This window comes from Cytobacillus firmus DS1, assembly GCF_000565285.1.
Lineage (GTDB): Bacteria > Bacillota > Bacilli > Bacillales > Cytobacillaceae > Cytobacillus > Cytobacillus firmus_A.
In genome coordinates, this window is record NZ_APVL01000003.1 from 37,992 (window position 1) to 50,788 (window position 12,797).

Here is a 12,797-nt window from a genome sequence, read left to right on the forward strand (position 1 = left end):
TGGGTCTATGTATTCAAAAAAAAGAGACACCCGCTTTTTATGGCAGGTGTCTCTACTCTTTTATTTTTACCAGCGTGCAGTCAGCATCTTTCTCCTCGTATAGAATTCCACTCCATCTGTTCCGTTTGCGTGAAGGTCTCCATAGAAGGAGTTTTTCCAGCCGGAGAATGGGAAGAAGGCCATTGGTGCCGGTACGCCGATGTTCACTCCGAGCATGCCGACCTCGATGTTTTCTCTGAAGTAGCGGACGCTGCTTCCGCTGTCAGTGAATAGGCATGCACCGTTTCCGAAGTCGGATTTGTTCGTAAGCTCGATCGCTTCTTCAAGATTTTTTACACGCACCACAGAAAGTACCGGTGCAAAGATTTCTTCTTTCCAGATTTTCATTGATGGATCTACATTATCAAAAATCGTCGGTCCAATGAAGTAGCCGTTTTCATGGTATGCTTCGTCTTTGCGGCCATCACGGACAAGTTTTGCTCCTTCTTTTTCGCCAATTTCAATGTAATTGCTTGTGCGTTCCTTGTTTTCCTGGCGGATGACCGGGCCAAGGAATACACTTTCATCCAAGCCGTTTCCGATTGTCAGCTGGCCCGCCTGTTCATTCAGTTTCGCAACCAGCTCGTCGGCAATGGAATCCACGGCTACTACCACAGAGCAGGCCATGCATCTTTCGCCTGCTGAACCGTATGCAGCAGCAATAATTTCCTTAACCGCGCCATCAAGGTCTGCATCAGGCAGCACGATTGAGTGGTTCTTGGCACCGGCCAGCGCCTGGACGCGCTTGCCTTTTGCTGTAGCTGATTTGTAAATGTACTCGGCTACAGGCTGGGAGCCAACGAACGAAATTGCCGGTACATCTTTATGGTCAATCAGACTGTTTACCACGTCATGGGCACCATGAACAATATTGAATACGCCAGCCGGAAGTCCCGCTTCTGTGAACAGCTCTGCCAGGCGGTTAGCAAGGATTGGTGTTCTCTCAGATGGCTTCAATACAAATGTATTGCCGCATGCAATCGCGAGCGGGAACATCCAGCAGGGAACCATCATCGGGAAGTTGAAAGGTGTGATGCCGCCAATAACACCAACCGGATAGCGGTACATGCCTGATTCAATGTTTGTCGCAATATCCGGAAGCTGCTTGCCCATCATGAGGGAAGGAGCACCTGCAGCGAATTCCACACATTCTATTCCGCGCTGCACCTCGCCATAGGCTTCTTTATAGTTCTTTCCGTTCTCCTGTGTAATCAGCTTTGCCAGCTCGTCCCAGTTATCTATTAAAAGCTGCTGGTATTTAAATAGAATTCTCGCTCTCTTTGGCACCGGTGTTTTGCTCCAGGTTTTAAAAGCTTCCTTGGCTGCCTGAACGGCGTTATCGACATCTTCGCGTGTGGAAATCGGTGTGCGGGCAAGCTCCTCTCCTGTTGCCGGGTTTGGCACCACTTCGAATTTATCTGTATTGGCATCCACCCATTCGCCATTGATAAAGTTTTTTAATACCGTTGTTGTTGTCGCTGTCATAAGTAAAATCCCCTTTCGAAATTAAAAGATTGAATATAAGAATATTGCCAGGAATAGTACAGCCGTTGGCATTGCTACACTTAGAATAAAGATTGGCCAATAGGACCTCTTATGGGTTTCTCCGCAAATCGCCCGGATCGTTGTCACGACATAGCCATTATGCGGCAGTGAGTCCAATCCGCCGGATGCAAGGGCTGAAATTCTATGCATGGCACCTGGGTCCAGTCCTTGCGACAGATACATTGGCGCCAGAATCGGCAGCGCAATGCCTAAGCCGCCTGATGCCGATCCGGTAATACCGCATATCAGAGTAACGGCAATCCCCAGTCCCATTAACGGCGGTCCCGGGATATTTACCAGTGCATCCACAAAAGTATCAAACGCAGCAACTTGGGCTGCAACACTTCCAAATCCTACAACTGCACACGTATTGGCGGCTGCGACTAAAGCATCCTGAGCACCCTTGGCAAGCGCCTCCCAGAATCCGACTAAATATTTCATCATCAGCACACATGCCAGAACGATGCCGCTTGTCAGAGAAATCAATGCGGCCGCCGTTGAAGAAGTGAAGTTGGCTGCCGTATTTAAAATCGCAATCACTGATGCCAGCGGTAAGATGGCCATGATCACATTCGGATAGTCCTTCCCTGCCGGAGCAGCATCAGGCCTTTGCATCTCCAGCTCCGATTCAAGAGCTGCTGCCGACTCATTAGCACCGGACGGCTGGTTTGGCAATGAGAAAGCCTCGCCATTTTTGACCGCTTTTTTCACCATCCGGCTAAGCAGAATACCGCCTATTACCATGATCAGAAGTGCCATTAACACCCCGATGATTCCGCCCGCTGTCGGCTTTGTTCCAAAAAACTCAGTCGGAATCAGGTTTTGGATTTCCGGCGAGCCTGGTGCTGTCATCGTAAAGGATATGGATCCGAACACCAATGCCGCCGGGATAAAACGATGCGGCAGGTTTGCCACTTTGAATAGGGACACAGCAATTGGATAAACGGCGAAGCCTACAACAAACAAGCTGACGCCTCCGTAAGTCATGATGGCTGCCGCCGCCACGACTGCAAATACCGCTCTTGATGGCCCAAGTGTATCCTTGACCCAATTCGCAATGCTGTCAGCCGCCTTGGTTACCTGCATGATTTTTCCGAATATGGCTCCCAATAAAAAGATGAGGAACCATGAGTAAAAATAGCCTGTAAAGCCTGTCATGTAATGCTCTGTCAGGGCTGTCTCAAGGTTAAGCCCTCCTGTCAGAGCAACTACAACTGCACTGATGATGGCGGCAATAATAATATTTACGCCTTTCATAGTTAAATACATTAATAGAAGCAGTGAAGCGATTAACCCCAGCATTCCAATCATCTGTATGTCCCCCTGTTACACTTTCTCTGTTTCAGAGGAAAACTGATAATCATAGCAGACATGGTAGAGCTCTTCGAGTTCGCTCTTAGCCGGCACTCTTGGGTTGTTGCCGGGGCTGCCGCTGTCGATCGCGTCGTCTGCCATCTTGCCAACCGCATTCGTAAAGGCTTCCCCATCTATTCCCCATCCTCTTAAGTTAGGAATATTTAATTTCCGGCAAAGCTCTTTGACGGATTGAACAGCCACTTCTGCAGCTTCTTCGTTGGTAAGGCTTTCATTATCAGGCTGAAAAATTCGGCCGATATCCGCCAGGCGGTCCACACATGCTTCCTGGCTGAATTCAAGAACAGCCGGCAGGAGCATGGCATTCGAGATTCCATGAGGAACATGGAATAATGCGCCAATTGGACGGCTCATGCCATGCACAAGGCATACGGATGCGTTCGAGAACGCCATTCCAGCCTGCAGTGATCCTAGGCTCATCGCCTCCCTGGCATCGACATTGTCCCCCTCATTGTAAGCGGTTAAAATATTTTCCACGATCAGTTTCATGGCCGATATCGCCATTGTGTCTGTCATCGGATGTGCCTTTTTGGATAGATATGCTTCAACCGCATGGCTTAGGGCATCGACCCCGGTTGCGGATGTGACATTCTTCGGAGATGAAAGTGTGAGCAGCGGATCCACAATCGCAACGCTCGGCATAAAAGCAGGCTGTTTGATCATCATTTTGACATCATTGGATGAATTTGTGATGACGGTTACATCTGTGGCCTCAGAGCCAGTCCCTGCTGTTGTCGGAATCGCTATGTGAGGAACCGGTGCATTCTTGGCGGGTTTCTTTCCTCCCATATACTCGCCGATATAGCCGCCATTTGTTGCTAGAACCGCAATGGCTTTTGCTGTATCGATACAGCTGCCGCCGCCTACTGAAATAACCAGGTCACATTGCTGCTTTTGAAATAGCTCCAGCGCTTCTGCCACATACTCGTCAGTCGGCTCTGATGCTACCCCGAGATAAATCTCACTTTTTACCCCTGCTTCCTGGAGATATGTTCTGCATTCACTTACATATCCAAGCTGATCCATTATTTTATCACTGATAATTAACGCGTTTTTCCCTCTAGCCGCCGCTTCAGCACCAACTTTTTCGGAAGACCCCCTTCCATAAAAAATCGCTTCCGGCACCCGGAAAACTGCTGGTTTCTCCATTGGACATTCCACCCCTTTTGTTCTATTACTACTTATACATGCAAGGAGCGTGCCAACTTTGAAACCCAGTAAAGTCAGTGTTTTCTTTTTGTAAAAGTGTAGCCACTACACTACAACTGTAGATTTTTTGTAGTGAAACCACTACACTTCATTCAGGTTATTCTATGTTTTTTCAGCTTTTGGTAGAGAGTTGTCCGATGAATTCCAAGCAACTCTGCAGCTCTCGATTTATTTCCGCCTGCTCTTCTTAATGCATCCAGAATAATTTCAGATTCTTTTTGGCTGCCCAGTAATTTAGCTTCCTCAATAGACCCAGCAGCCCGATCCTCTTTTTTCAAGGGGGGTTCCGGCTTTTTCAGCATCTCCGGCAAATGATGATAGTCAATAACCTTCCCATCAACCAGTGTCACCAGCTGTTCCACTGTATTCACCATCTCACGGATATTCCCTCTCCACGGATGCTGGACAAAAGCGTTCACCGCCTCAGATGTAAATAGTTTTCCAGGTACCTGGTACCGCTCACAGATTTCCTTCAGATAATGGACCAGCAGGACAGGAATATCCTTTTTCCGTTCCCGCAGCGGAGGGATATGGAGCTGGATGATGTTCAGCCGGTAATAAAGATCCTCCCGGAATTCTCCCGTTTCAACCATTTGCATAAGGTTACGGTTTGTCGCGGCAATAACTCGGACGTTTATCTGATACTTTTTCACACCGCCGACACGTTCAGCTTCCTTTTCCTGCAGGACCCGCAGCAGCTTGGTCTGCATGACAAGCGGCATCTCTCCGATTTCATCGAGAAAAATCGTGCCATTGTCCGCAAGCTCAAACTTTCCCGGCTTTCCGCCTTTTTTCGCCCCAGTAAAGGCTCCTTCTTCATAGCCAAACAGTTCAGACTCGAATAAGTGCTCCGGAATGGCCCCGCAGTTGACACTGATGAAAGGCCCGGTGGAAAAAGGGCTGAGGTGATGGATGCTCTTGGCGAACATCTCTTTTCCCGTCCCGCTTTCCCCTGTTATGAGGACAGTGGCTGCTGTCCTTGCAGCCTTCCGTGCCAGCCTCTTCACCTCCGTAATCCCTTCACTTGTCCCAATGATTTGGTCAAGGGTAACCCGGCTGTCATTTTCCTTTTTCTTTGTGAAAAGATCCGGCTTGGCCTCTTGATTTTCCTGCAGCTTTTCATAGATTTTATAAACTTCTGTTACTCCCTCAAAAATCAGCATTCCAATGGCTCCGGCAATCCGGCCTTCCTTCCAGAGCGGGATCCGGTGCACTACCATGTCATGCCCCTGAATGTTCTGGAGAACCCCTCGTTCGGCTATCCCGGTCTTTACAGTCTCGTGAAGATGTGTATTATCAATGACCTCTGTGACATGCCTGCCAATTGCATCCTCCCGCTTAATGCCGGTAAAACGGCTATAGGCTTCGTTAAATTCCTGCAGAATGCCGTTTTCATCGACAACTGCTATTCCCTCATAGGCACTTTCCAAAATGGCGCCAAGTGCACCCTCGGAATTATGCTGCTGCCTTAGCTTATACAGGTATTTGGAGAGCCCATCCAGGATATCCCTGGCTGTCAGGATTCCAAGGAGCTTTCCATCTTCACCCGTGACAGGAAGCTGATCATATGGAAGCGACATAATTTCAAGGATAGAATCATCCGGCCGGACAGCTGCCTGATTCGATTTGGGAATGCTGCCAATTAATGCACCACCCGGGTTGCCCTGGGCAAAGTAGTTAAGCAGCTTCCTGGAAGTAATCATTCCAACCAGACGATTGGCTTCATCTGTGACAGGCAGGCTTTCCTGATGAAGATCCGCCATCATTTTTGAAGCTTCTGCCAGTGTCTGTCCAGGCCGGATGCAAAATGGACTGGGTGTCATCCAGTTTTTCACTTTAAGGTGCTCATCATTTAGTAAGTCCTCTTTCTTATCAGAAATGGATTGAGGCATACGGAACCCCTCCGTTAATCTTAATTTTCTAAATTATAACACTTTTAAAAAGATAGATAGGTTCCAGTGTGGTGCCTGAGTGTGAACATTACTTATAGGAATGGGAAATCTGCAAATAGTGATGCGTATTTTGCAAATAGACTGGTTGACCCTGCAAATAGAATGACCTGTCTTGCAAATAGACCGGGTGAACCTGCAAATAGCATGGCCCATCTTGCAAATAGTGATGTTAATTCTGCAAATAGAGCATTCCCACGGCGGATGCTGCCGGTTTTTATAGAACATACCTTTTTTAAATAGATAGATTGAGTTTCGAATTTGGCAGGTGGTGCCAATGTGTGAACATCACTAATAGAAACGGGAAATCTGCAAATAGTGATGCTTATTTTGCAAATAGACTGGGGGATCCTGCAAATAGCATGGCCCATCTTGCAAATAGTAATGGTAATTCTGCAAATAGAGCAATCCGCACAGCATTTGCCGCCGAGTTTAATAGAAAATACCATTTTTAAATAGATAGGTTGAGTTTCGAATTTGGCAGGTGGTGCTAATGTGTGATCATCACTAATAGAATCCGGAAATCTGGAAATAGAGAAGCTCATTTTGCAAATTGACTGGTTGATCCTGCAAATAGCATGGCCCATCTTGCAAATAGTAATGGTAATTCTGCAAATAGAGCAATCCGCACAGCATTTGCCGCCGAGTTTAATAGAAAATCCAGTTTCGCAGTTTTGAACATTACTAATAGAATTCGGAAACCTGCAAATAGTGATGCTTATTTTGCAAATAGACTGGTTGAACCTGCAAATAGAATGACCCAACCTTGCAAATAGAAATGCTAATTCTGCAAATAGAGCTATCACGCACAGCGGATACCGCCCGATTTTGATAGAAAGAAAGACAGAGAGCCTAAATCCCTCTGTCTTTCTGCTATAACTTTAGAAAATTGAGAATAAAATGACCGCTAAAATAACACCAAGTATCGGAACAATCACTGTCAGAGCACCAAATGCCGGATAGGCATCCTTATGGGACTCGCCGCAGATCGCCCGGATGGTTGTCACAACATAACCGCCATGCGGCAGGGAATCTATTGATCCCGATGATATCGCTACAACACGATGGAGTTCACTTGCATTGACACCCATATCCAGATAATGCGGAGCAAGCAGCGGCAAGGCGATGGATTGACCACCTGAAGCTGATCCGGTCAGACCGGCAATGACAGCAACAGCCAGGGCTCCCCCAATTAAAGGGCTTCCCGGAATGCTGGTCATGGCATCAACCGCACTAGCAAAGGCAGGGGTTGCTTTAGCCACACCGCCAAAGCCCACCACTGCAGATGTATTGGCAATGGCAATCAATGCGCCAATCGTTCCTTCTGATACAGCACCCCATACATTCGTGAAATACTTAAGGTTAAGAAAATATGTTGCAAAGCAGCCGCTCAATAAGGCAATAATCAAGGCTGACTGTGCTAATGAATCATGGAAAATAAACGAAATCACAAGGACGACCACTAGCGGAATCACACTTAATAATGGGCTTGGCAAGTTTTCACGGATTAGTGCAGAATCTGTTTCCCTTGCCTCAAATTTTTCTCCATTGCGAATCGCCTTGTTAATCATTTTCTTCAGCCACCAGTATCCAAATGCCATCATAAAGACAGCAACAATAAAGCTGACTTCCCAGGCAGCATACGGGGAAGTTCCCAGGAATTCAATCGGAATCCAGTTCTGGATTTCCGGGGAGCCGGCAGACGTCATGGTAAATGTAGTCGAACCGAAGGCAAGAGCTGCCGGTATAAACCTTCTTGGCAGGTTGGCTTCTTTAAATAGGCTCAAAGCCATTGGATAGACGGAAAATGCCACAACAAACAGACTTACGCCGCCATAGGTTAAGACCGCACAGGCAATGACAACGGCTAATGCAGCCCGCTTCATGCCAATTTTATCGATAATCCATTTGGAAACACTGTCTGCTGCTCCGCTGTCTTCCATAAGTTTTCCGAAAATGGCCCCGAATAGGAACATCAAATACCAGGATGTAATAAATCCGGCAAAACCGTTCATATAGTTGGTCAGAAAATTGACCTCACCCTCGCCTGCCAGCTGAGGGAAAATCGGCAATCCACTGAATATTGCAACAATAAATGCAGCAAGAGGGGCAGCAAGCAGCAGGTTCATTCCTCTCATCGTCAAATAGATGAGAAGCCCGATCCCCCCAAGCAATCCAATCATACTTAGCATAAAAAGCCTCCTATCAGAAAAGCACAAGGCGCCCGCCTATCGACATCAAGCATAAGACAAGCCGGCTGAAAGGTTGTTCTTTAACCTTTTGGACGGATTGGCTTAGACCTGAGAGCCGATGGCGCCTGGAGCTAGACACTTATCGAACTTCAAAGATGTAAAATTGGTTTTACTAAAACCCACACCTTCTCTCCATTACCTTCTGTCCTTTACGGATCCTCTTTCCACCAAATGGCCTTCTAATCTTTGGATTTCAGGAATGTCCGTGTCCCCATTGATATGCTCCAAAAGAAGGTTAATCGAATAATCGACCATTTCGTCAACAGGCTGGTGCCAGGTGGTTAATTCATAGGATGACCAATCTGACATTGCCACATTGTCAAAGCCTACTACAGAGATATCCTCAGGGATTCTGATCCCCTGTTTTTTCAGATAATCCATTGCGCCGAAAGCGGATATATCATTTGCACAGAAGATGGCATCTATCTTTTTACTGCGTTCCAGCAGTTTTTGGGCTGCTGCAAATCCTCCTTCATATGAATAAAGGCCGTTTTCGGTTAAAAAGGAAGAGATGCCGTGTTCTGCCAAAGCTTCCTGGAAGCCATTTTTTCGATCAACTGTTGTTGATGTATTCATCGGTCCGGAGATAAAGGCGAGATTTTCATGTCCTTTTTCTATCAAGTAGTGCCCAATCCTTTTCCCGGCAGCAAAGTTATCGCATACAACAGCACTGCTTAAGGAATCGTTCACATATCGGTTAAACAGGACGACCGAGATGCCATTGCGGGTAAATTTCTGCACAGTCGATGAGGTCAAAAGCGCATCGGTGATGATGGCTCCCTCAACGCTGTATTCAATTAAATGGCTCACTTCATCCTCTTGGATTTCGTTATTCTGGGAGTTGATAAACATCACCTTGTACCCTTTTTCAGCCAGTCTGCTGTAAAACTTATCAAGGATTTCCGGATAAAAAGGGTTCTGGATATTTCGCATGACAACGCCAATGATGCGGGAGTGATTGGTAATAAGGCCCCTTGCTATGGCATTCGGCTGATATCCCAGCTGTTCAGCAGCCTCCAAAATAAGCTGTTTCTTTTTGGATGAGATACTTGAATTTTCACTAAAAGCCCGGGATACGCTCGATTGGGAAACGCCTGCCAATCGGGCGACATCCATGGCTGTCACTTTTTTATTTTTCAACGCTTGTTCCTCCTGCCTGAATCTAGACAGAGAAATTATAACAGATTTTGCTTACTTCACGAGACTGCTGTAGCGTTTCACACGAAGATCAGCCTGTGCCTGGTGGCCTTTAAAGCCTTCAAGATCACATAGGCGGGATGCATATTCACCGATCTTTGCACTTGCTTCAGGTGTTGTTCTCTGGTAAGTGCACGTTTTCAGGAATTTTCCAACCCATAGCCCGCCAGTGTAGCGTGCTGCCTTTTTGGTAGGAAGCGTGTGGTTTGTTCCGATTACTTTATCACCGTATGCCACATTTGTTTCAGGTCCAAGGAAAAGTGCACCGTAGTTTGTCATGTTTTCAAGGAAGTAGTTTGGATCCTCAGTTAGAACCTCCACGTGCTCATAAGCCAGTTTATCCGCTTCCACTACGGCTTCCTCCAGGCTGTCTACAAGAATGATCGAACCGTAATCCTTCCATGCCGCACCTGCAACATCTGCTGTTGGAAGAGTCTCCAGCTGGCGCTCGATTTCTGTTACTGTTTCATTCGCTAATTTTTCAGATGTTGTAATTAGACATGCCGGAGAGTTTGGTCCATGCTCTGCCTGTCCTAAAAGGTCTGTTGCGACCATTTCTGCATCAGCTGTTTCATCTGCAATGACAAGAACCTCTGTTGGGCCTGCGAACAGATCGATTCCGACTCTTCCGTATAATTGGCGCTTTGCTTCTGCTACAAACGCATTTCCTGGCCCAACGAGCATATCAACCGGCTCAATGGTTTCTGTTCCGATTGCCATTGCACCCATCGCCTGGATTCCGCCAAGAAGATAAATCTCGTCAGCGCCTGCAAGATGCATAGCCGCAACGGTTGCAGAAGGAATTTCTCCTTTAATCGGAGGTGTGCAGGCAATTACGCGTTTAACGCCCGCTACTTTAGCAGTCAGAACACTCATGTGGGAGGAAGCAACCATCGGGTAGCGTCCGCCCGGAATATAGCAGCCGACACTGTTTACTGGCACATTTTTATGGCCAAGGAACACACCAGGCAATGTTTCGACTTCAATGTCCTGCAGTGCTGCTTTTTGATGCTCAGCGAAATTGCGGATCTGCTCTTGAGCAAATTTGATATCATTGATCGTTTGCTCCGGTACAGATGCCACGATCTCCTGGATTTGCTCCTCAGTTAATCTGAATTGCCCCGGTGACCATTTATCAAACTGCTCGGAAAGCTTACGAACCTCTGCATCTCCGTTTTCTTCAATATTTTTAAGAATGGCGCTCACCGATTCTCTTACTTTTACATCTGCTTCCTGTACCTCTTGGTCGTTCTTGCCTTGTTTTAAGAAAGTTGCCATTTTGATATCACTCCTGTTTTTATTTTTTGAATACGTATGCAAAATGAAAGAAAAAAATTTAAATGGCTGTCCAGCCGCCGTCAACTTTAATGGTATCGCCTGTAATGAACTTTGATAGATTGGAAGAAAGGAATAAGGTGGCTGCTGAAACATCCTCGGCATCCGCAAGCTTTCCAAGCGGAATTCTGCCGTAGACTTCCTTTTCAAATTCCTTGTCCTCGAACATTTTTGATGTCAGCTCGGTTTCAATAAAGGTGGGAGCCACTGCATTTACATTAATGCCATGTGATGCCCATTCCACCGCGAGCGCTTTCGTCAGCTGCACCATGCCGCCCTTGCTTGCACAATAGGCAGCCCGTTTATAGTAGCCGACAAACGCCATCTGGGAAGCAATGTTGACTATCTTGCCGGATTGCTTCGGGATCATATACTCGGCTGCTTTCTGGCTGCAGAAAAACGCTGCCTTCAAATTGGTATCAAGCGTCAGGTCCCAGTCCTCTTCCGTCACGTCCATTGCAGGCTTGGCCCGGTTAATTCCGGCGTTATTGATCAGCACATCGAGAGAGCCCATATAATCCACTGCTGCTTCTGTCATTCTTTTAATCTCTGAGACATTATTTAAATCAGCGGCAACATAATAGCTATTGGTGTTAATTTTTTTCAGCTCATCGGTTGTCTGGCGGAGTGCATCTTCATTTCTCCCCACGATCACAACCTTCGCTCCGTTTTCCGCAAAGGACATGGCAATATCCCTTCCGATTCCTTTGCTTCCGCCTGTCACGATTACTGATTTATTCTCCAGATCAGGAAAGTTCTTCATGCCATTCCTCCATCAGCTTTATTGGATTCCCAGATCCTTTTTTAAAAAACGGATCAGCTCAGCTTCCCTTTTCTGATTGTACTCTTTGGAAAAAGCCTCATCCCACTTGTAGTAGCCTTCACCCGTTTTATCGCCGAGCTTCTGTTCAGACACAAGCTTCTTTAGTGCCGGCAAAGATTCCTCTGCACTGGATAAGTGATGGAACAGATAATCAGAGATGGCGGAGAAGACATCCAGTCCGCCCATATCCGCCGTCATCAGCGGACCTGAAACCGGCAGCCTGCGTCCAATTCCGTAAGTAACGGCATCATCAATATCTTCTTTGCTTGCGATGCCTTCCTCCAGAAGGTATTGGGCTTCACGGAAAAGTGCATATTGAAGGCGATTGCCGACAAAACCGGGAACTTCTTTTTTCACTTCAATCGGCTTTTTCTTCATTTGCTTTAAAAGCTGAAAGGATCTTTCCACTGCTTCATCGCCGGTCTTCTCTCCGCGAACAACCTCGACAAGCGGAATTAAATGTGCCGGGTTCCAGAAGTGCGTCACTACCGTGCGTTCCGGATGGGCAGTCTCTGAAGCAATCTCCGTTGGACTAAGGCCTGAAGTATTGCTTGCGAGAATGACATCAGGATCACAGAGAGCGTCGAGATGTTTAAATAAGTCAATCTTTAATTGAATGTTTTCCGGTACAGCTTCAATCACGAAAGTAGCACCCTGAACTGCTTCTTCAACAGAGACCGTCATTTTAATATTTTCCTGAATGTGGCCAGCTTCCGATTCGGATAAAATACCGTTATTGAGCATAACCTCATGCTTTTTCAGCATGTTGGTCCAGCCCTGTTCCAGGTCGGCGTCGCTGATTCCCTGCATGGTCACGCTCAGTCCGGCCCAGGCCGCATTAAGCGCAATTGAATGGCCCATCGTGCCGCACCCAAGTACAGCTATTCTCTCCAATCGCTCACCATCTTTCTGAAATTTCTAGTTTTTGAATACGTATTCAATATACAATGTAAGCGCTATAATTTCAAGATAAAATTATAAATTGTTAAAATATTCTCTTGTTTTCAGCTGAGAAATTAATCAAACGTTTGATTGATTTTAACAGAATGACTGACAGATCAATCCATGCCAGGC

General features: G+C 46.7%; 11 protein-coding genes. 1 reads left to right on the forward strand and 10 read right to left on the reverse strand.

The genetic code is table 11. From position 1 onward, the window contains the following. Window positions 1-66: 66 nt before the first annotated feature. From PBF_RS04635 to PBF_RS25750, 5 genes are all read right to left on the reverse strand, one after another. The gene (locus PBF_RS04635; RefSeq protein ID WP_035327710.1) at window positions 67-1,524 is read right to left on the reverse strand and encodes a CoA-acylating methylmalonate-semialdehyde dehydrogenase; all 1,458 of its coding nucleotides are present in this window, start codon (window positions 1,522-1,524) and stop codon (window positions 67-69) included. A 21-nt stretch (window positions 1,525-1,545) separates the two neighbouring features. Continuing rightward, window positions 1,546-2,895, reverse strand: coding sequence for a GntP family permease (locus PBF_RS04640; protein ID WP_035327712.1), 1,350 nt, complete (start codon window positions 2,893-2,895; stop codon window positions 1,546-1,548). Window positions 2,896-2,910: 15 nt separating this feature from the next. After that, window positions 2,911-4,107 carry an iron-containing alcohol dehydrogenase gene (locus PBF_RS04645; RefSeq protein WP_035327715.1) on the reverse strand — a complete coding sequence of 399 codons (1,197 nt, stop codon included), beginning with the start codon at window positions 4,105-4,107 and terminating at the stop codon, window positions 2,911-2,913. A gap of 152 nt (window positions 4,108-4,259) precedes the next feature. Then, entirely contained in the window at window positions 4,260-6,059 is a 1,800-nt protein-coding gene (locus tag PBF_RS04650) for a sigma-54-dependent Fis family transcriptional regulator (RefSeq protein ID WP_035327717.1), read from the reverse strand. Between the two features lie 92 nt (window positions 6,060-6,151). Continuing rightward, complete coding sequence (locus PBF_RS25750) at window positions 6,152-6,394, reverse strand: hypothetical protein (RefSeq protein ID WP_152539662.1); 243 nt, start codon at window positions 6,392-6,394, stop codon at window positions 6,152-6,154. A gap of 3 nt (window positions 6,395-6,397) precedes the next feature. Between PBF_RS25750 and PBF_RS26075 the strand changes: the two genes are divergently transcribed. After that, complete coding sequence (locus tag PBF_RS26075) at window positions 6,398-6,571, forward strand: hypothetical protein (protein ID WP_160169243.1); 174 nt, start codon at window positions 6,398-6,400, stop codon at window positions 6,569-6,571. 426 nt (window positions 6,572-6,997) lie between these two features. Here PBF_RS26075 and PBF_RS04655 read toward each other — a convergent pair whose 3' ends face one another. The 5 genes from PBF_RS04655 to PBF_RS04675 all read right to left on the reverse strand — a co-directional run bounded on the left by PBF_RS04655 (window position 6,998) and on the right by PBF_RS04675 (window position 12,617). Beyond that, window positions 6,998-8,308 (reverse strand): GntP family permease, encoded by a 1,311-nt coding sequence (locus tag PBF_RS04655; protein ID WP_035327719.1) that lies wholly within the window; start codon window positions 8,306-8,308, stop codon window positions 6,998-7,000. 195 nt (window positions 8,309-8,503) lie between these two features. Next, window positions 8,504-9,508 carry a LacI family DNA-binding transcriptional regulator gene (locus PBF_RS04660; protein WP_035327721.1) on the reverse strand — a complete coding sequence of 335 codons (1,005 nt, stop codon included), beginning with the start codon at window positions 9,506-9,508 and terminating at the stop codon, window positions 8,504-8,506. Between the two features lie 51 nt (window positions 9,509-9,559). After that, window positions 9,560-10,843 (reverse strand): histidinol dehydrogenase, encoded by a 1,284-nt coding sequence (gene hisD / locus PBF_RS04665; RefSeq protein WP_035327723.1) that lies wholly within the window; start codon window positions 10,841-10,843, stop codon window positions 9,560-9,562. 58 nt (window positions 10,844-10,901) lie between these two features. Further along, window positions 10,902-11,663, reverse strand: coding sequence for an SDR family NAD(P)-dependent oxidoreductase (locus tag PBF_RS04670; protein WP_035327725.1), 762 nt, complete (start codon window positions 11,661-11,663; stop codon window positions 10,902-10,904). Window positions 11,664-11,681: 18 nt separating this feature from the next. Further along, the gene (locus tag PBF_RS04675) at window positions 11,682-12,617 is read right to left on the reverse strand and encodes a 3-hydroxyacyl-CoA dehydrogenase family protein (protein WP_035327727.1); all 936 of its coding nucleotides are present in this window, start codon (window positions 12,615-12,617) and stop codon (window positions 11,682-11,684) included. Between the last annotated feature and the right edge of the window lie 180 nt (window positions 12,618-12,797).